This window comes from Nitrospira defluvii (assembly GCF_905220995.1).
GTDB classification, from domain to species: domain Bacteria; phylum Nitrospirota; class Nitrospiria; order Nitrospirales; family Nitrospiraceae; genus Nitrospira_A; species Nitrospira_A defluvii_C.
Genome location: NZ_CAJNBJ010000001.1, coordinates 1,446,221 through 1,463,673, shown reverse-complemented (window position 1 = coordinate 1,463,673; position 17,453 = coordinate 1,446,221). Strand labels below are relative to the sequence as shown.

Below are 17,453 nucleotides of genomic sequence, written 5' to 3'. Positions count from 1 at the left end.
AGCAAAACGAACCGATCACCTCGATTCAGCTAAGGGGAGCATTGTACGCACATTCGCGGAATCGGTCGAGACTCAACGTGCAGCAACCACACGCCCGTTGCAACACACTGGTGGGAAGAAAGGAAGGCTCTGACCAAGGGGGTCAACGCACGGTAGACCGCATCAAACTGTCCGCTTGCGGAGGAAGAAACCCCTGATACCCCTGATGCCGCTCGGCCAATTCCAGCACTGAGAAGGGCTGGCCATCGACCATCTCGGGTGCCGTAAAAATCTGCCTCAGTGGGCCTCCAGGCGCACCAACAATCTCCCCTGAAAAGACGACGCCCCTCGCTTTCAACTTGAGAATGGCATGCTCGATGTCTTCGACCCGTACCGCCACATGGTGCCACACTCGATCACCGAACTTTTCAACCCAGCGAGGAATGATACTGGTTTTCCCGCGGTCGTCGGGATAAGCCTGATCGACGAAAAGCGCCGGATACCCAACCTTCCTGTACACCTTGGCGTACCAATCCTCATAGCGAATCGTTTCATCATACCCATACCCCAGCCCAACGAACTCCTCCGCTCGACGGTCAATATCCGTCGTTCTGATGGTCACGTGATCCATGACCGGCACAAACCCGATCCCGATCTCATCCAGCGCCTGACGAAGCAGTTCAGCCGCACTGTTATGTGCCAGAAAGTCAGCGGTCATTCGAGCCAGGACGGCATCGAGTTCAGTGGATTGCTCCATCATCGCCTCCTTCCGCTCGCCCAAACCTCACGCCCTGCGCCAACGGCAACTCTGTTCCCCAATTGATCGTCGTAGTCTGCCGCCGCATATACGCTTTCCAAGCATCAGACCCCGCTTCGCGCCCGCCCCCAGTGGCCTTCTCCCCGCCGAATGCCCCACCAATTTCCGCTCCCGACGTACCGATATTGATGTTCGCGATTCCGCAGTCACTACCCATGGCCGACAAGAAGGTCTCGCTCTGGCGAAGATGCTGGGTAAACAGGGCAGACGACAGCCCCTGCGGCACCGCATTCTGCATGTGGATAGCTTCATCCAGCGTTTGAAAGGTCATCACATAGAGGATCGGCGCAAACGTTTCTTGTTGAACAATGTCCCAATCGTGTTGAGCGCGCACGATCGTCGGCTGGACAAAATGTCCAGGGCCTGGCAACACATGCCCCCCGTAAAGAATTTCCCCACCAGCCTGAATCACCGCATCCAAGGCCGCTTGATACCTCGCCACCGCGTGACCATCGATCAACGGCCCCATCAAGACATCAGGCATCAGGGGATCGCCAATCGTCACCTGAGCATAGGCAAAACGGAGTCGAGACACCAACTGCTCATATTGCGACTCATGTACGATCACCCGTCTGGTACTCGTACAGCGCTGCCCCGCTGTCCCGACCGCACCGAAGACAATCGCGCGGGTGGCTAATTCTAGATCTGCCGTCTCATCCACAATCACGGCATTGTTCCCACTCAATTCCAACAGACTGCGGCCCAGGCGATGTCCGACCACTTCCGCCACATGCCGTCCCACCGGTACAGACCCGGTAAATGAGATCAGGGGAAGTCGCTCGTCACGAACCATCCGATCTGCGAGGGCGTTCCGATCCGTGATGAGCAGCGCGAAGACGCCGGGATGCCCGGCATCATCCAGCACACGGTTGCAGAGATGGTGCACGGCCAGAGCACAGAGCGGCGCTTTCGGCGAGGGTTTCCACAGTACCGTGTTGCCGGCCACGGCGGCGATGAATGCGTTCCAGGCCCAGACGGCAACGGGAAAATTGAACGCGGTAATCACCCCCACGACCCCCAAGGGATGCCATTGTTCGTACATCCGATGTCGAGGGCGTTCCGATTGCATGGTCTGCCCATACAACATGCGGGAGAGCCCCACGGCAAAGTCCGCCATGTCGATCATCTCCTGCACTTCACCGTCACCCTCGGCTTTGATCTTGCCCACTTCCAGCGACACCAGCGTCCCCAGAGCGTCTTTGTGCTCCCTCAACGCCTGCCCAATCAATCGAATCACCTCGCCTCGCTTGGGAGCCGGCACCTGCCGCCAGGAGAGCTGCCGTTGGCACACGCCGTCGACGAGTATGGTGTAGTCTGCATCGGAACACGCGCAGACACGACCCAACACCGCGCCATTCGACGGATTCCGAGACTCCACAAATCCCGCCCCCGCCGCACTGGTCCATGCGGTGGAGGAGAAACAGCCTCCCGGCTGTTCCTGCGATAAGCCCAATGACGTGAAAAGTTCCGCCGTTGTCATGATCTACTAGGAGCGAAAGCAGTCTCCGAAGCGATTGTCCAACACATCCTGCAGGAGGAAGTCTTCCTGTCTAACAAAGCCGCGATAGTCCGGTGAACTGGCCATGACAAGATCAACCACACAGCACAATGACGAGGCTGTGGTCACCTGAATCGCAGACCACAGACGTCCCATCATGGTCCGCGGATAGACCTTCTTGACGTAGGTTTCTTCAAAGAGCTCGCCCTGCCGAGTCCCCGTCACGGAGGCGTACATCAAGACGACATCTTGATGTGTCTGCGGAATCGCTCGTTCCAGAATCCGTTTCAGTGTGTCCCGATCTTCATTCAATTTTAGATCGTTCATGAGGAATTGAATTTTTTCGCAATGGCCAGGGTACCGCAATGTCTTATAGTTCATGGTGCGGACCCGTCCACGATAGGTATCCGCTAACGTCCCCAACCCACCGGACGTATTGAACGCCTCGTAGAGCAGACCATCCAATTCAATCGTCTCGTACCCTTCCAGGGGTTGCAGACGGACCTCCTGCCCCCCCTCGATTCCGACACAAGCGTTCCCATACTCATTGAGGAGCCCGTCGGTGGACCATGTGAGGGAATACTTCAACGCATTGCTCGGATGGACCGGCAGCGCACCGACACGCATCTTCACATGGTCAATGGAATCGAAGTGGCCGATCAGATCGTTGGTGACGATACTGATAAACCCTGGTGCCAAGCCGCATTGAGGAATGAAGGCCCGATCAGCCCCTTCGCTGATCAGCTTCACACGCTCAGTTACGGCCACGTCCTCAGTTAGGTCAAAATAGTGCAGGTGATGGGTCCGTGCGAGTTCGGCGACCGCTGGATTATGAAAATAGGGCAGCCCGGAGAGAACGGCATCAAACCGATGGGAGGTCACATAGTCTTCAAGCGAGTCTGGACGACGCACGTCCACCGCACACGGCGTGACCGTGGACAGAGACAATTCTTCGATCAGTCGCTTAGGGGCATCGAGAGTGAGATCGGCCAGGTGAACATGATACTCCCCCTTGGTCGCCAACAGCGCCGCAACCAACGACCCGATCTTCCCGGCCCCGAGCACAAGTACCTGAGGCATTCAGCACCTCATAGTGATTATACTCTTTCGAGGGAAAAGCACGAGGGGGTCCGAGCGCAAACCACGGAACAATCAGAGTTCCGGTTTTTGAACCGGTGCGAGACACCGGAGTGGAGGCCTATAGACTAGGACGAAGCCAGACGGGAACGGGAAGGATTAATGAGGGTGGACCACTTTGACGAGGCCGGGATGGGCTGACTCTCCATAGCCTCAAATAACAGGCAACACTTGAGGCGGCCACACACGCCCAGCAATTTGGGATCGTCGACCGGAAGCCCCAAGACTCGGGCCTGTTTCACAGTCACCGGCTTGACCTCTGTCAGAAATGCCGCACAACACAGCACGAGGCCGCAGGTATCAATTCCACCCAATCGGCTCGCTTCGTCACGCACTCCCACCTGGCGCATTTCGATGCGTCCTCCGAACCGACGCGCGAGCACGCGAACCAGTTCGCGAAAGTCGATGCGATCATCGGCGGTATAGACGAAGGTCATCTGCCGTCGATGAAAGGAGCAGAACACCTCGACCAGCTTCATCCTGAGCCCAAGTGCTGCCGCCTGCTCCCGGCAGGCCCTCATTCCTTCAGATGCCAGCCGCTCATACCGATCGATGGTCACCGCATCTTCCGGGGTGGCCTTCCTGACAATCGGCTGCATCACACGCATGGGTGGGATAAACGGCGTCACCTGCGGAACCCCATACACCACTCCATAGGTCAATTCGCCGGAGACATCGAGCAATACGCGATCCCCAAACGCCAACGCTGCTTCTCCAGCATCGAACTTCTTTACCTCTCCCCGATCACGAATCTTCACCCCCACGATCCGCACGACCGAGGGATAGGGAGTTGCCAGTTCCTGTGCAAGCAGTTTGTCGACCATGGCCGGATGATACACCATCCAAGCGTTCAATTGAAATCCTCAAGCACGGCCCCTCACGATCCGGCACGGTGCGGTCGCCCTGGGGTGTCCAGCAAAGCCTCCCTTGGAAGAAATTACACAACCGATTGATATTAATCGACATTTTAACCAGGAAGCGAAAAAGGGAAATGTGTTAGGCTATCCGGGAGCAGGAACAGGGCGCACAAACGCCCATTGGGAAGACAGCGAGGGATACGGTGCGAATACCAAATAAAGTCGTCCTTCCATTTGGCTATCACATCATGATCCGCCAGGTGACCGACTCTGAGATGGACCGGCAGGATGCAAACGCGGATGGAATTTGGGACAACGAAGCCAAAGTCATCTATATCCGCAAACGACTTCCTGTCACGCGCCGACGATACATACTTGCCCATGAGCTCGGACATGCCTGGTTGGATTGGCAACACCGCTATCTCGATGACGGAAAAGCCCGTAGCTAGCCAGCCTTCCTCCCCCAGCAGCGCTTCTCCGCAACCCATTTGAATCAGTCGCCCTATCCGTCGGCGCGACCGCGGCCGAGCCGAACAACCTGATTCCACTCGGCTGCCCGCACCGGCTGAACCGACAACCGTGATCCCCTCCTCAGCAACTCCATCCCCTTGAGCCTGGGCTGCCCTCGCAGCACATCCAGCGAGAGCGAGGTCTCGAACTTGTGCACAAACCGGATATCGACGACATCCCAACGCGGTTGCTCAGGCTTACTGGCTGGATCAAAGTGCGGATCCTGTGGATCGAACTGGGTCGCATCGGGGTAGGCGATCTTCACCACCTCAGCAATGCCCACCACAGACGGCGGATTGGCATTGCTGTGGTAAAACAGCACCTGGTCTCCCAGCTTCATCGCACGCATAAAGTTGCGCGCCTGATAGTTCCGCACCCCGTTCCACGACGTCGTGTGGTTCGGCGAACGGGCCAGGTCGTCGATGGAAAACACGTCAGGCTCCGACTTCATCAACCAATACTGACGTCCCTCACCCATCAATTCCTCCTCACGGCTTGGTGTCTCCACTGCCTCCGTGTATGCTGAACCTCTGTCGGTCAGTCAACTGGGAGTGGTTATGGCCCTAACACCGCTATGGTATGGCGTTTATAAGGCTTCGAAATATGTCCTGTATCCTCTGTCTTGGATCGTCGTAGCAGGACTCCTCACCCTGCTCTTCGCCTGCCTCCCAGTGACACCCAGGCGCACAACCCGGATCAGGCGCTTCGCCTTCTGCACGGTGCTGCTCTTACTCCTCACCGCAACCCCTATGCTCGCCACGACGTACATTGGGGCCCTCGAAATGAGATATCCGCCGTTCATCCCGGGTTCGGAATCGAACTTTGACGCCATCGTCGTGTTGGCAGGTGGCATCTATCACAAGGGATCACTGCGGCCATCGGACGAAGCCAAGGACGCATCACGCCAACGGACCGCCTGCGGGGCCGAATTGTGGCGTCAAGGCCTGGCGCCCACGCTGCTGCTGACGGGAGGTGATGCCACCGTCTTCCGGACCGGCCCATCCGAGGCCAGCGAGATGAAACGATGGGCCCTCCATCTCGGCGTCCCCGAATCCGCCCTGGGGCTCGAGGAAAAATCCCGCACGACATACGAGAATGCCCTGGAGACCAAGGCCATGCTTGGATCGGCACGCATCCTGCTGGTCACCGCCGCCTACCACATGCCACGCGCCGTGGGCCTGTTTGAGAAGCAGGGGGTTGTAGTCACGCCGGTCGCCTGCGGCTTTGAAGCGCAGCACCGGCCACAGGAGGCTTGGGCGAGGGCGACGTTATTCGACTTCATCCCAACCGTCAACGCCTTACTGCTCACCACAGAGGCCGTCGATGAGGTGATCGGCATCCTCGTCTATTGGCTCGCAGGGAAATGGTGAGTCCGGCGATGGCATGGCGCCCGCTGACCACACGCGCTCATTCCCCAACTGAGTCCTCCTCGAGATATTTGATGAGAGCCGCGTAGGTCAGTTCCCGGATCCTAGCTTTGGAGGATCCAGGCGGACCGAGGTTCGTCTCCATCCACACGTGGTCCATCACCTGACTGCGGGCCTCGTTACAACGACGCCACATCTCATGCAGAAACTCCAGGGGCATACCGACCTGGACGCCCTCCGACTCGATACGGTCATCCAAGATGGCCAGCAAATCGGCAATGGCATGATCCAGCTGATACGGTGGCGCGGAAAAGCCGAAGGCTTGATGGGCGTACGATTCCTGTCTGGCCTGCTCGACCAGATCCCCCATATATTCCTTCAACAACCCGATGATATGACCGGAAACACGCATCGACGACAGAGTAGCCCCAACGGTCCATGGGGAGCAAGTCCAGCACACAGCGCGGTTGACCCTCGATTCGGGGGTTCTCTATGATAGGTGCCGGCACAACGCCGTTGGGCTTCGCCGCTAATCACCTCAACGACATTCGGACACCAGGCCCGTGAGCAATCAGTCCCTAGTTGAACATTTTGAGATTTCCCTGCATGCCCCGTGTGGAGAGGTGTCCACGTCCGTGGGAGTCCCCACGAGTTTCGTGCCGGTGACCGCAATCCTCCCCCTGATGCGGGGTCTCGGCGAGGAGGTCCAGGCGCTGGAACTGACTCGTGTGCGACAGACCGGCCACACCGTGTCCTGCCACAAAGGATGCGCGGCCTGTTGCCGCATGCTGGTCCCGATGTCGGCGCCTGAAGCCTTTGCCCTCGCAAATAGGATCGATCGCCTGGACCAGCCGGAACGCGACCGTCTGCTCACCAAACTCGGGCTGGCGCAACAACAGCTCGCACGAGCCGGGGTATTGACACAGCTCTCTGCCTTGGCCGAGTCTTCTGACCCTCCGAGCGACGAAGCGATTGAGCCCCTGAATAGGGCCTACTATGCCCTCCGCATGCCCTGCCCGTTTCTGGAGAATGAAGCCTGCAGCATTTACGAGGACCGCCCCGCGGCCTGCCGGGAACTCGCGGTCACCTCGCCGGCCACGGACTGCCAGAACATGGCGAGCCAACGCATCCGACCGGTTCCCGTCGCCCTTCGGATCAGTACGGCCTTGAGCCTGCTCTGGGCGGACCTGACGGGAACGGCACCGCGACTGATTCCGCTCCCCCTCGCCGTCACGTGGGCGAAACAGCACCACGCCGAGCACACTCGCCGATGGACGGGAACGGAGATTTTCGAGAAGGCACTGGACAAAGTCTGGCGCTATCTCAGCCAGGAAAAGGCCCGCCGCGAGAGCGGCGGATAGAGAATAGTGTTGAGTGCCGAACCGCGAGTGCTGAATGTTGTGTGAGCAGTTCTTTATTCCACTCAACACCCAGAATTCAAAACGCAGAACTTTCTGAAGGAGGATCGATGCAGAACCCCGTGATTGTCTGTCTGGACCTTGAAGGCGTGCTGGTTCCGGAAATTTGGGTCAACTTTGCCATCAAGACCGGCATCGAGGAACTCAAGATTACGACGCGCGAAATGCCCGACTATGATGCGCTCATGACTCGCCGCTTGAACATTCTGGCGCAACACGGATTCACGCTCGCCGATATTCAATCCGTCATCGACGCCATGGGCCCGATGGAAGGAGCCGCCGACTTCATCGCCTGGCTGCGTGAACGTGCCCAGGTCATCATTTTGTCCGATACGTTTTACGAGTTCGCCCTCCCGTTGATGCGACAACTAGGCTATCCCACGATTTTCTGTAACCAATTGGAGATCGGAGCCAACGGCCGCATCGTCAATTACAAACTCCGCCAGCCCAACCAGAAAAAACATGCGGTCGCCGCGCTGAAGAACCTGAATTTCCACGTGATGGCGGCAGGAGACGCCTACAACGACACAGCGATGTTGGGCGAAGCCCATGCCGGATTCTTCTTCCGTCCTCCGGACCATCTTCCTAAGGAATTCCCGCAATTTCCCGTGACGAGGACCTATGCCGAGTTGCAGGAACAGTTTCGCAAAGCGGGTGGGCTGAAGTCCTAGCAGGTTGCGGGAAAACTCATGGTGAGTCCCATAGCCACTACAGATCCGCGGTGTGGGACGACGTTGAACAGCCTTGCAGGATGCGCAAACAGGCCGTCCAGCAAGGCCGCAGCGAGGTCCGCGACGCGAGCGAAGAAGGAGCGTCACGTCTGCGGACGGGCGAGAGTCGGTGAGCGCCCAATGTCCCAGGGGCGGAATCGTACTCTTGCGGTACGGTGAGCCGCTGAGGTTCACGACGCGCGGAATAACGCGCGGCACGCTTGTGAACGCCGCTGGTGGACTTTTCCGCATCCTGCCAGGCCGGAAAGATGCAACCGGGAAGGAGGACACCCTACTGCGGCTCAGGATTCACCACGTTCAGCACTCGGCGACCATATCGCTCCACCTTGACCTCGCCGATGCCGGATATCTCCCGCAAGGCGCTGAGCGTCATGGGCCTATGTCCGGCGATCGTGCGAAGGGTCTTGTCGTGGAAGATCACAAAGGGGGCAACGCCTTCTTCCTCAGCCAATTCCTTCCGCAGCTGGCGCAGACGTTCAAAGAGTTGCGGATCGACGGATGAGGTCAGCGCCGCCGAATTCCCACCCGTGCCCCAGGCCTGATTTGTCGGAGCCGGCGTCGAGGATTCAGCCCGACCCAATTCCACGGGACCCATCCCTTCCAACACTTCCCGGCCACGTTTCGTCACATCGAGTGTGGGATACTCCTCTCCCTCAACACGCAGATAGCCCCGGTCGATTAATGTTGTGCCCAGACGGGTCAGGGCCGGCTTCGACCAGGCATGATACAGCCCATATTCGGGGCAAGCCTCGGCGCCGCACGCCAGCAGGACTTTGGACCGGCTCCCGCGCAACAACTCGACGATGCGAGTTACCCCGAATCGTCCCCGGCACCAGGAGACTGCCGCCACAAACGCACGGGCGCAGGCAACCTCATCGTCGGCAACAGCCTCCCGAACCGGCCTGGTTACGACACAACGATCGCACAGCCTGCAGGGCCCGAAGGCTCGTTCGGCCTCATCACTGAAATACTCAAGGATGGCCAGCTGGCGGCAGGTCTGCACCGAGACATAGTCCAACATGTCCTGTAGCAATGTCTTCATGCGCTCGACGCGCGCCGCACTACTTGACTCCTTCGCTGCCTGCTGAATGAAATATTCCTGCGTGGCCACATCCCGTTTATGAAACAGCAACAGGCAGGAGGCAGGCTGTCCGTCACGGCCGGCCCGCCCAACTTCTTGGTAGTAGGCCTCCAGGCTTCCGGGAATGTCGAAATGGACGACCAGCCGGACATCCGACTTATCGATCCCCATCCCGAACGCGTTGGTCGCTGCCAACACACGCAGTGCCCCGGCGCAAAACCGGTCATGGACCGCTCGCCGTTCCTCATCCGACAATCCGGCATGATAGTACCCGACAGACGGGTCAGACCGCCCGAGACAGGTGGCCACCTCTTCGACTGCGCGGCGGGTGGCGCAGTAGACTAGAATCGTCCCCGTCTCGTACTCACGCACCATGCGCTCCAGCACCGCCAACTTCTCCTGTCGCGACCGGCAAAGTCGCACAGAGAGGGCGAGATTGGGCCGACGAAACCCCGTGACCAGTCGAAGCGGGTCGTGGAGTGAGAGTCGCTCACAAAGATCCGCCTGCACACGCGCTGTGGCTGTGGCCGTTAAGGCCAGACAAGGCGGATTTTCAAGCTCGCGGCGCAGCCGGCCGATGTTCAGATAGTCCGGTCGAAAATCATGTCCCCACTGGGAAATACAATGGGCCTCGTCCACGACCAGCAGGGACACCCACAAGGATCGCAAGAGGCGAAGGAAGCGCTCATGTTGCATCCGCTCAGGGGCCAGATAAAGCAACTGCAGCCGCCGCAGCTTGAGATGGAGCACCACACGATCCCGTTCCTGCTCGGTGAGCCCGGAATGGAATGCCGCCGCGGCAATATTGCGAGCCTTCAAGGCATTCACCTGATCCTGCATCAGCGCGATCAATGGAGAGATGACGAGAGTGAGCCCGGGCAGAATCGTCGCCGGTAGTTGATAACACAACGACTTTCCCTGGCCTGTCGGCATCACCGCCATGGCATCACGACGAGACAACACGGCATCGATCACCTCGCGCTGGCCAGGGCGGAATGCAGAAAACCCGAAGTGTTGGGCCAGTTGCTTGGTCAGATCATCCACGGTGAGAACTCAGAACACGCGGTACAAGACATGGCAGATGAGCGGAGTATAAGACGCTCGATGAACCGTGGGCAAGCCGCTTGGCAGACTCATTCCGCGATATGCGTGAAGCGAGCGGACAGTCGGTCTACTCCCAACCAGGCTCCCGTCGGACCATCAGCATCGGGAACCTTGACGAACCGGGTCTAAAACAGAAACCCCGCCGGGGGTCACCCGGCGGGGTTTCAGAAGTAGAGACAGACAGGGGATCTCCCGGCCGCCTCGTCGTGAAAGTCACGGTTCCGGTTATGGTGCGGTGTAGCTCCCGAACTTCGGTACCGTGTCACAGCCAGGACCCTGATCCTGATTCGCGACGCACAGATGACGCAGCGCGCCCTGCGCGGACAAACGGGCTTCCTTGTGCAGACGCGCCTTGCCGTAATCCACCGCCAGCTTCAATTGGCGCATGGCATCGGCTCCGGCTCCACCGGACTGAGCCTTGCTGAGCCCGTCCTGCAATTTCGCCGTGGCGCTATCGATGACGGACCGGTCGGCCCCCCACCGCTTTGCCAGATCGACGGTCGTCCGCTTGCCAAGACCCGGCGCATCGGTCAACTCGACGATGGCATCGTTGACTGCTTGAATCGCATCCGCGACCTGGGCCTGCGCAGTGACCGGCTGGCTGCCGATCGCCAACGCTGCGACGCCCAGCGTTACGAACATGAGTTTCTTCATTGCGTGTCTCCTTTTCTTTTCATCATCGGGAAGGACGCCCCGCCAAATTGACACCGATCAGCAGGAACAACGGCCCGTCCCGACGCGTCACGTTTACACCTCACGCATACTTAGAAGTTCATCCATAGCGACAGATTGGCCCAATGCTGATTCTGCGTCTGGTTCAAGGTGCTGGTCAAATAGCCACCAGCGAAAATGGTGCCATACGCAGCCTGAAGGGCCACCTTGCCGTCAGCGAACATTCTGGTATAGGCCACATCGATTTCGTCGCCGATGTGGGTCTTCGTGTTGTTGGCGTTCGAGAACACGTAACAGCCTTGAGCCCCACGATACCAACAGTCTTTGGAATTGGCCAGGTTCAGATTCGTGTACCAAATTTCGATATGGTCACGCGCCGAAGGACGGGCCTGCAAGTTGACTGACGGCGACAGCATGTTCTTCCACGCTTGCACGTCCATATAACCCATGTGGATGTGGTTCGTCGGGAAGAAGTTTTCAAACGTGTTGGCCGATTTACATGTCGCGGCGTTGGTACAGGTATTGTTCCGGCTGTCGCCGGACGCGTAATCGAGGTTGAAGGCGATGCGCGTCTTCCACGCCGTATCGTAGAACGTATAGCCGATCCAGTTTCTGGTCGCCCAGGCATTGATGTGCAAACACTTCTGTTCGCCCACGCAGGCCCCGGCCTGTCCCATCTGACCAAATTGATAGGCGATTTCGTTGCTGAAATCGAACCCGCCTTTGCGCACTTCGATCCGGTTTCCGATCATATGCCGGGTCTGGTTGGAGTGTTTCGCGGTTCCCAGTCCCTGCGCCGCGTTGTCGGCAGAACCATAACGGTTCTGATACAACACATAGAAGGGCTCGATGACCATGCCGGGCACCATTTTAATCTGGTTGTAGAAAATGAACATGTCGGCATCGCGCTGCGCATCCTGTGCGCCGCTGCCTGCGATATTGGGTGCCCCGCTCCCGACGGGAGAGGCCTGACCCAAATCACTCTCTGAGTTGCGGAACCAACCAAAGTAGCTGTCCCAGTTCTTGGTCTGATACGCGAACATCACACCGTCATGTGAATAGCCAGTGTTCGCCCAGTCAAAGTGACCGAACAGGGAGTGGTTACCAAAGACGACATATTGACGCCCGACCTTCACGCTCAAGCCTTGAATGTCGGCCAGATTGCGGACCAACATGTAGGCCGCCCTGACGCCCAATCGGCCGCCGTTTCCGGCCCCGCCGGCGCTGGCGCCGTTATGGTTCAAGGGATCGCCGCCGTTGCCCGCATTCACGGCGCTCCCGTTGCCGCCCCACACCGCGCTATCAATGATTTCCACATAGAAATTGACGTCCGGCGAGAGATCGTACCCGATGCCCAAACGCATCCACTGTTGCACGAAGAAGTCGTTTCCTTTGTTCCCGCCGCCGGGAGCCGCGCCTCTGGCGTTGGCGCCGCCGAAGGAGTTACAGGCTCCGCCGCCAAGCTGAGCACCTCCGAAACAGGCATTGTTGCGCATTTCCGGACGCACACGCAGGTCGGCGCGCATCCAGAGATTCTTGATGTCGAAGTTCCGGCCGATGACCGGATCGTACAGTTCGTACGCTTCTTTTTGCGGCATGTTGCGGGGAATGGCAGGGAGATTGGTGATACGTTCGCCCGGGGGAAGTTCGAATCCGGCGAAGGCCGGGAGTGACAGACACTGCAGAGCCGTAACTGCCGCAGCGCCAAAGATGGCGGCCAACCGGCCCCATCTGGTCCGTCCATGGATGCTGTTCATAGCGTTCCTCCTGTGAATTGGATGGCATCCCTTCGTGTACCCATTTCACTCCGGGTGCCGCCTCTACATCCAACCGCTATTGCACTACAAAGCCAACTCGCGCATGCGGGGGTTGGTCTGCCGAACCTGAATGGTGCCCACCATCCGGCTACGACTCCGCTTCAGTCCAGAAGCGGACCCCACACACCGTCCGGTCTTGTATTGTCGCTGTGGTCACCTCCCTTCACAGCCGTAGAGCGAGTATGAATTGGTATTAGGCCTGCTTGGGCAAACCCGATTCCTCTGCCCCGTGCTCTACGCCCGATGTTGCATGGTTGATCTGTTCTTCTGCTTCCTTCATCGACGACTCGAAATCCTGTTCCACCATCTTCATTTCCTGTTGAATCATGTTGAGCTCGGGCTCAACCGTCTTTTTCAAGTCATCCGCTGTTTCCTTGAACCCTTTGACGGCCTTGCCCACTTGACGTCCGATTTCGGGCAATTGCTTAGGTCCGAACAACAAGAACGCAATGACCAGGATGATGAGAATTTCTCCAGCGCCAAGACCGAACATGGTGTTCCTACTGAGGAGGTTGTGGTAAAGACCGGGCGGCGTATCTACGACATACCAATGCCGTCATTCGGTCTGCATCCTCAGTCCCGCAGGTTATCCCTGCGTCGTCCGTGGCGGTGGAGCCGCGGCGGCCTGCTGCGCAGGCGGCGGCGTGGATGGCTGTCCGGGGTGCTGGATTTGTGCCGTGGGTTGAGCCGCGGTTGGTTCCGCCTCGGTCGCCGTCACATCGATGGCATCCGCTTCGTGAACCGATTTCTTGAACCCTTTGATGGCCTTACCTAATCCCTCACCGAGCTGGGGGATTTTCCCCGCCCCGAAGATGATCAGGACAATGATAAGAATCAGCAGCAACTCCATCCAGCCGAACGAACCAAACATGGTACTGTATGCTCCTTGTTACAGCTGTGCGATTATTCGCACGACGTATATCCACGCCCCGGCGACGACACTGCCGTCTCGTGAAGGAAGTCGTCTGAGATGATCGTGTCTGCGAATCCTACCCTCGTCTGCATGCTCGCGATACCTCAAGCAGAGACAGGTCTTCTCTCGGAAATCGCGGGAAAGGCTATAGAAACGAATTTAATTAGTCAAGCTCTTTCTCCTACGAACGCCACGCGCGCAGCCTGCGGCGAAGACCGTTCCACGCTCGTTACGGTCGAAACGCGAAGTGATAGTACTCGACAGGACTCGGCGGCGCCCCGAGGGCCATCATCACCGCCTCACGCTCATAGCCGAGGGTCTCCAACTCGGCCTGCGCCTGACTCAATTCCTCTTCTGTGACATAGGCGATCGTATCGGGAATCCCGTTCGGCTTCAGCGAACGCAGGATCCCCTGCGCCGATTCACGCTCCTGCGCGGGCATCTCGTGGCGGAGCGGGAAATCGATCGTGCGCTGATAGGGGCTTTCATAGATCTCGTTCAGCGCGCGAATGGTCTGCAAGGTCAAGCGATCCAACTCCCAGGCCGGCACTTTTGAACCGACCATCGGATGGCAGGCCAGTACATCCATCAGCGTCATCACGTTAGTCCCGAGCCGGCTTCCAACGAACTCCCGTTGCGTTTCCACGGTGGTGGTCGCAATGCCCAGGTGCTTGGCCACCGCCTGAATCAATGCCAGGTTCACCATGAAACTGTGTTGTCCTCCGAACTGACCATAACAGGGCTTGTCGGGATCGTTGAGCACCCGCAGATCCGCCGTCCCGGCATCGAAACTGCTGAACCCTACGGCATTCGACGCCAACACCCGCTTGGCTTCCTTGATTGACGCGCAGGCGCCAAGATTCACCGGCACCAGCACCTCGTCGTCGATGGCCTTCATAAATTCGGTGATCGTCTTGCGATATGGAACATCTTTCCACTCCACCTTGTGGTACTCGCGCTCCCAGATCAGGTCGTCCAGGAACGGCGGACACTGCTTCAACTTCTCGATATCTTTCGCTTCAAAGGCCCGGACAAAGCCGGACCAATCGGCAATCGCGGCTGCCTTGCGCTCATTGAGGTTCGGCCGGAGATGTTCTTCCTCATACTCCCCGCCCTTCTTCACAATGAGCTTGGTCGCCAACTCATTCCAAAGTTCATTGCAGACGATGCGATCGACGGTTCCGTCCGCAACGGTAGCCAGATTCTCGACATCAGCGCAGAGCGACTCCACCTTGGACAGATGAGGAACCAAATCGGGATGGGAGCGCGCCTGTTCCAAGGCAGAGGCCTGAGAATCAACCAGGACATACCGCACGCGGGGGTAGACCTGCCCGGCCTTGTCGAGCCTCTGTAAATGGCCAAGGAAGCAGGCTGCCAGATTGCCGTTTCCGGGGCCCCACTCCATGACCGTCAGCGACGCCGCAGACACAGCGGGTGCCGTATCACCGGCGCTCCGAGTGACGGACGAACCTTGCTTACTCGCGGCGCGGTCTCGCTTCGTCACCTGCTCAAAATAGTCGGCGGCCAGCGCGTGGGCCAATCGATAGTCGGCCGATGTGAATGTCTGATAGAAACTCCGTTGCTGGTCGCCCCGTAGTTGATAGAACAGAGTATTGATATGCGCCTGCCAGTAATCGACCGGCTTGTACTCCCCGAGCGGTTGAGGCAATGCGTCGGGATCCTCTACCTGCGTCATCAGGTGCTGTTCCATGCTGTCCCCCTGTGGAAAGGGGGAAAGTCTAACAGGAAGCAAATTTCACCCGCAACCAGTCTCCGATGACTCCGGAACCCATCGCGCCTCGACATGGCCCCCCTGATGCGCCGCCCTCACACCCCAACATCCGCACGCCCACGCACTTCCTTGACAGGCCTGCTAGGGCAGGTGTACCAAGACAGCATGCGGGAGCTCGGCGCGCTTGTCTGCCTCATCGTCCTCCTCTCAGGCTCCCCCCTTGGAGCTGAGGATCTCCCTCTCACGCGCAATGTGCCGATCCCGGACTTTCAGAACCGCACTGAGAACGCCAAACCTTACAATTTCGACGCCCCGCCCGAAGGCATGTTTCGCCGCATCGTGCTCGCCGAGGGATTCGATGAAGAACTGGGGTTTCAACGGACCCATGAAATCGTTCCCGTCGCCCCCACAGAGCAGTTCACCGCCGGATCGAAGCCGATTTTCATCGTGTTCGAACTGCACCAGCACTATCAATCGTTTCAAGTATTCGGGCGCTGCTATCCCGAGCCGGAAGCAGGAGCCGCGGGGCAACCGGTCGTGGCCGAAGACGCCATGTACATCGCCCTGGAAGACCAAACCGGCTACCTCACATTGCTCCCCGCGGAAGGCAGTTGGAAACCCGGTCGCTATAAAGTGGAAATCCACGCTGGCGAACAGATCAACGACATGAGCTTGATGGGCACCATGCGCTTCACCGTCTCCGCTCCGCCCGATCGCCCGGTTCCCTCCAAGCCACAATAACCCCGCAGGCATGCCGTTCCATCAACCGCCGATCACCTCCTCGACGCCATTTACACTGTTTGACCGGCGCTACGACCCTGCGCTATATCCGACAGCAACCGTAAGAGGCACAAGCCGGGCCGAGAAAAGCCCGCGCCGGATGGGACAGCGTCACCATGCACTGGGACATTCTCGCAACGATTCTCCTGACGGCCACCATTCAATCCCTCTTCGGCGTCGGCGTCCTCCTGTTCGGCACCCCGATTCTGCTGGTCTTGGGCTACGACTTCATCACCACCCTGACCACACTCCTGCCGATCTCGCTGGCCATCAACCTGCTCCAAGTCAGTAAGGACTATCGGCAGATTCATCTTCCGTTCTACCGGCAGATCCTCACCCTCTCGATTCCCTGCGTCATCCTCTGGCTTCTGCTGGTGACGACACGCAAACTGAACATCGGCGGCATCGTCGGGGTTTTTCTGATCGTGGCCGCCCTGAAAAGCGTATATCCGCCGTTTCAACGAGTCATCGAATCACTCGTACGGTATGAGCGTACGTACTTCGTGGTGATGGGCATGGTGCATGGCTTGACCAATCTGGGCGGCTCACTGCTGACGGCCATCATTCACAGCAAGCCATACGACAAAGACCAGACCCGCGCCACCACCGCGGTGTCCTACGGGACCTTTGCGCTCTTTCAACTCCTGACGCTCGGGCTCTCCCTTGGTCCTTCGACCATCGCCACCCCCACGACTGTCTTATACCTGGCCGCGGGCATCAGCATGTTCCTGGGCACCGACCTGCTGCTCTACAGCAAGATGAGCACGGATCGATACCGGACCACGTTCGCGGTATTTCTGTTTCTGTCGGGCACCGCGCTGATTTTCAAATCGCTCTTCCTGCGTTAGCCCCTCCACGGCCTCAGCGACAGGCTCAGCGAACCGAGAACCGTCGATTGTCTTGACGGCGGCAGGGATGCCGGTCTAGACTTCGCACTGTTCCTGACGAGTCCCAAGGTGATGGAGTTCACCGAGAACCGCCGACCGCCCTTCCGCGCCCGGCTGATAACTCCTACCAGCGCCCCACGCGGTAGGAGCCTC

The 17,453-nt window shown here is 58.6% G+C and carries 18 protein-coding genes and 1 riboswitch; of the genes, 6 read left to right on the top strand and 12 right to left on the bottom strand.

Features of this window, described 5'->3' with window-relative positions; all coding sequences use genetic code 11:
- Nucleotides 1–142: 142 nt before the first annotated feature.
- The 4 genes from KJA79_RS07125 to KJA79_RS07110 form a co-directional block, all read right to left on the bottom strand.
- On the bottom strand, nucleotides 143–739 hold the full coding sequence (locus KJA79_RS07125; RefSeq protein WP_246507470.1) for a VOC family protein: 597 nt from the start codon (nucleotides 737–739) through the stop codon (nucleotides 143–145).
- Nucleotides 720–2,276 carry an L-piperidine-6-carboxylate dehydrogenase gene (amaB, locus tag KJA79_RS07120; RefSeq protein WP_213041281.1) on the bottom strand — a complete coding sequence of 519 codons (1,557 nt, stop codon included), beginning with the start codon at nucleotides 2,274–2,276 and terminating at the stop codon, nucleotides 720–722. The genes KJA79_RS07125 and amaB overlap by 20 nt, the downstream gene beginning before the upstream one ends.
- 6 nt (nucleotides 2,277–2,282) lie before the next feature.
- Complete coding sequence (locus tag KJA79_RS07115; RefSeq protein WP_213041280.1) at nucleotides 2,283–3,374, bottom strand: saccharopine dehydrogenase family protein; 1,092 nt, start codon at nucleotides 3,372–3,374, stop codon at nucleotides 2,283–2,285.
- A 125-nt stretch (nucleotides 3,375–3,499) separates the two neighbouring features.
- A complete protein-coding gene (locus tag KJA79_RS07110; protein ID WP_213041279.1) occupies nucleotides 3,500–4,273 on the bottom strand; it encodes a PSP1 domain-containing protein in 774 nt (257 codons plus the stop codon).
- Between the two features lie 218 nt (nucleotides 4,274–4,491).
- Between KJA79_RS07110 and KJA79_RS07105 the strand changes: the two genes are divergently transcribed.
- Complete coding sequence (locus tag KJA79_RS07105) at nucleotides 4,492–4,737, top strand: ImmA/IrrE family metallo-endopeptidase (protein ID WP_213041278.1); 246 nt, start codon at nucleotides 4,492–4,494, stop codon at nucleotides 4,735–4,737.
- Nucleotides 4,738–4,790: 53 nt separating this feature from the next.
- Here the strand turns inward: KJA79_RS07105 and KJA79_RS07100 are convergent, their stop codons facing one another.
- Nucleotides 4,791–5,276 carry an EVE domain-containing protein gene (locus KJA79_RS07100; protein WP_213041277.1) on the bottom strand — a complete coding sequence of 162 codons (486 nt, stop codon included), beginning with the start codon at nucleotides 5,274–5,276 and terminating at the stop codon, nucleotides 4,791–4,793.
- 79 nt (nucleotides 5,277–5,355) lie between these two features.
- Between KJA79_RS07100 and KJA79_RS07095 the strand changes: the two genes are divergently transcribed.
- On the top strand, nucleotides 5,356–6,168 hold the full coding sequence (locus KJA79_RS07095; protein WP_213041276.1) for a YdcF family protein: 813 nt from the start codon (nucleotides 5,356–5,358) through the stop codon (nucleotides 6,166–6,168).
- A gap of 37 nt (nucleotides 6,169–6,205) precedes the next feature.
- Here KJA79_RS07095 and KJA79_RS07090 read toward each other — a convergent pair whose 3' ends face one another.
- On the bottom strand, nucleotides 6,206–6,577 hold the full coding sequence (locus KJA79_RS07090; RefSeq protein WP_213041275.1) for a hypothetical protein: 372 nt from the start codon (nucleotides 6,575–6,577) through the stop codon (nucleotides 6,206–6,208).
- A 271-nt stretch (nucleotides 6,578–6,848) separates the two neighbouring features.
- On the opposite strand from KJA79_RS07090, the gene KJA79_RS07085 reads away from it, so the two are divergent.
- Both KJA79_RS07085 and thrH read left to right on the top strand, forming a co-directional pair.
- Nucleotides 6,849–7,526: a YkgJ family cysteine cluster protein gene (locus KJA79_RS07085; protein WP_246507468.1), complete on the top strand. Its 678-nt coding sequence runs from the start codon at nucleotides 6,849–6,851 to the stop codon at nucleotides 7,524–7,526.
- A 107-nt stretch (nucleotides 7,527–7,633) separates the two neighbouring features.
- Entirely contained in the window at nucleotides 7,634–8,254 is a 621-nt protein-coding gene (gene thrH / locus KJA79_RS07080) for a bifunctional phosphoserine phosphatase/homoserine phosphotransferase ThrH (RefSeq protein ID WP_213041273.1), read from the top strand.
- 331 nt (nucleotides 8,255–8,585) lie between these two features.
- Here thrH and KJA79_RS07075 read toward each other — a convergent pair whose 3' ends face one another.
- The 6 genes from KJA79_RS07075 to KJA79_RS07050 all read right to left on the bottom strand — a co-directional run bounded on the left by KJA79_RS07075 (nucleotide 8,586) and on the right by KJA79_RS07050 (nucleotide 15,612).
- On the bottom strand, nucleotides 8,586–10,439 hold the full coding sequence (locus KJA79_RS07075; protein WP_213041272.1) for a RecQ family ATP-dependent DNA helicase: 1,854 nt from the start codon (nucleotides 10,437–10,439) through the stop codon (nucleotides 8,586–8,588).
- Nucleotides 10,440–10,724: 285 nt separating this feature from the next.
- On the bottom strand, nucleotides 10,725–11,153 hold the full coding sequence (locus tag KJA79_RS07070) for a hypothetical protein (protein WP_013250561.1): 429 nt from the start codon (nucleotides 11,151–11,153) through the stop codon (nucleotides 10,725–10,727).
- 110 nt (nucleotides 11,154–11,263) lie between these two features.
- Nucleotides 11,264–12,928, bottom strand: coding sequence for an alginate export family protein (locus KJA79_RS07065; protein ID WP_213041271.1), 1,665 nt, complete (start codon nucleotides 12,926–12,928; stop codon nucleotides 11,264–11,266).
- A gap of 253 nt (nucleotides 12,929–13,181) precedes the next feature.
- On the bottom strand, nucleotides 13,182–13,481 hold the full coding sequence (locus tag KJA79_RS07060; protein WP_013250563.1) for a Sec-independent protein translocase subunit TatA/TatB: 300 nt from the start codon (nucleotides 13,479–13,481) through the stop codon (nucleotides 13,182–13,184).
- 93 nt (nucleotides 13,482–13,574) lie between these two features.
- Entirely contained in the window at nucleotides 13,575–13,859 is a 285-nt protein-coding gene (gene tatA, locus KJA79_RS07055; protein WP_213041270.1) for a twin-arginine translocase TatA/TatE family subunit, read from the bottom strand.
- Between the two features lie 271 nt (nucleotides 13,860–14,130).
- Nucleotides 14,131–15,612, bottom strand: coding sequence for an SAM-dependent methyltransferase (locus tag KJA79_RS07050; RefSeq protein WP_213041269.1), 1,482 nt, complete (start codon nucleotides 15,610–15,612; stop codon nucleotides 14,131–14,133).
- 186 nt (nucleotides 15,613–15,798) lie between these two features.
- Between KJA79_RS07050 and KJA79_RS07045 the strand changes: the two genes are divergently transcribed.
- Both KJA79_RS07045 and KJA79_RS07040 read left to right on the top strand, forming a co-directional pair.
- On the top strand, nucleotides 15,799–16,374 hold the full coding sequence (locus tag KJA79_RS07045) for a hypothetical protein (protein ID WP_213041268.1): 576 nt from the start codon (nucleotides 15,799–15,801) through the stop codon (nucleotides 16,372–16,374).
- A gap of 155 nt (nucleotides 16,375–16,529) precedes the next feature.
- Nucleotides 16,530–17,261: a sulfite exporter TauE/SafE family protein gene (locus KJA79_RS07040; RefSeq protein ID WP_213041267.1), complete on the top strand. Its 732-nt coding sequence runs from the start codon at nucleotides 16,530–16,532 to the stop codon at nucleotides 17,259–17,261.
- A gap of 98 nt (nucleotides 17,262–17,359) precedes the next feature.
- A riboswitch (Fluoride riboswitch) is annotated at nucleotides 17,360–17,434 on the top strand.
- Nucleotides 17,435–17,453: the final 19 nt, after the last annotated feature.

Excerpts from the sequence above, each read along its gene's own strand:
- KJA79_RS07125 (WP_246507470.1), bottom strand. The coding sequence starts at position 739 with ATGATGGAGCAATCCACTGAACTCGATGCCGTCCTGGCTCGAATGACC.
- amaB (WP_213041281.1), bottom strand. The coding sequence starts at position 2,276 with ATGACAACGGCGGAACTTTTCACGTCATTGGGCTTATCGCAGGAACAG.
- KJA79_RS07115 (WP_213041280.1), bottom strand. The coding sequence starts at position 3,374 with ATGCCTCAGGTACTTGTGCTCGGGGCCGGGAAGATCGGGTCGTTGGTT.
- KJA79_RS07110 (WP_213041279.1), bottom strand. The coding sequence starts at position 4,273 with ATGGTGTATCATCCGGCCATGGTCGACAAACTGCTTGCACAGGAACTG.
- KJA79_RS07100 (WP_213041277.1), bottom strand. The coding sequence starts at position 5,276 with ATGGGTGAGGGACGTCAGTATTGGTTGATGAAGTCGGAGCCTGACGTG.
- KJA79_RS07095 (WP_213041276.1), top strand. The coding sequence starts at position 5,356 with ATGGCCCTAACACCGCTATGGTATGGCGTTTATAAGGCTTCGAAATAT.
- KJA79_RS07090 (WP_213041275.1), bottom strand. The coding sequence starts at position 6,577 with ATGCGTGTTTCCGGTCATATCATCGGGTTGTTGAAGGAATATATGGGG.
- KJA79_RS07085 (WP_246507468.1), top strand. The coding sequence starts at position 6,849 with ATGCGGGGTCTCGGCGAGGAGGTCCAGGCGCTGGAACTGACTCGTGTG.
- thrH (WP_213041273.1), top strand. The coding sequence starts at position 7,634 with ATGCAGAACCCCGTGATTGTCTGTCTGGACCTTGAAGGCGTGCTGGTT.
- KJA79_RS07070 (WP_013250561.1), bottom strand. The coding sequence starts at position 11,153 with ATGAAGAAACTCATGTTCGTAACGCTGGGCGTCGCAGCGTTGGCGATC.
- KJA79_RS07065 (WP_213041271.1), bottom strand. The coding sequence starts at position 12,928 with ATGAACAGCATCCATGGACGGACCAGATGGGGCCGGTTGGCCGCCATC.
- KJA79_RS07060 (WP_013250563.1), bottom strand. The coding sequence starts at position 13,481 with ATGTTCGGTCTTGGCGCTGGAGAAATTCTCATCATCCTGGTCATTGCG.
- tatA (WP_213041270.1), bottom strand. The coding sequence starts at position 13,859 with ATGTTTGGTTCGTTCGGCTGGATGGAGTTGCTGCTGATTCTTATCATT.
- KJA79_RS07050 (WP_213041269.1), bottom strand. The coding sequence starts at position 15,612 with ATGGAACAGCACCTGATGACGCAGGTAGAGGATCCCGACGCATTGCCT.
- KJA79_RS07045 (WP_213041268.1), top strand. The coding sequence starts at position 15,799 with ATGCGGGAGCTCGGCGCGCTTGTCTGCCTCATCGTCCTCCTCTCAGGC.
- KJA79_RS07040 (WP_213041267.1), top strand. The coding sequence starts at position 16,530 with ATGCACTGGGACATTCTCGCAACGATTCTCCTGACGGCCACCATTCAA.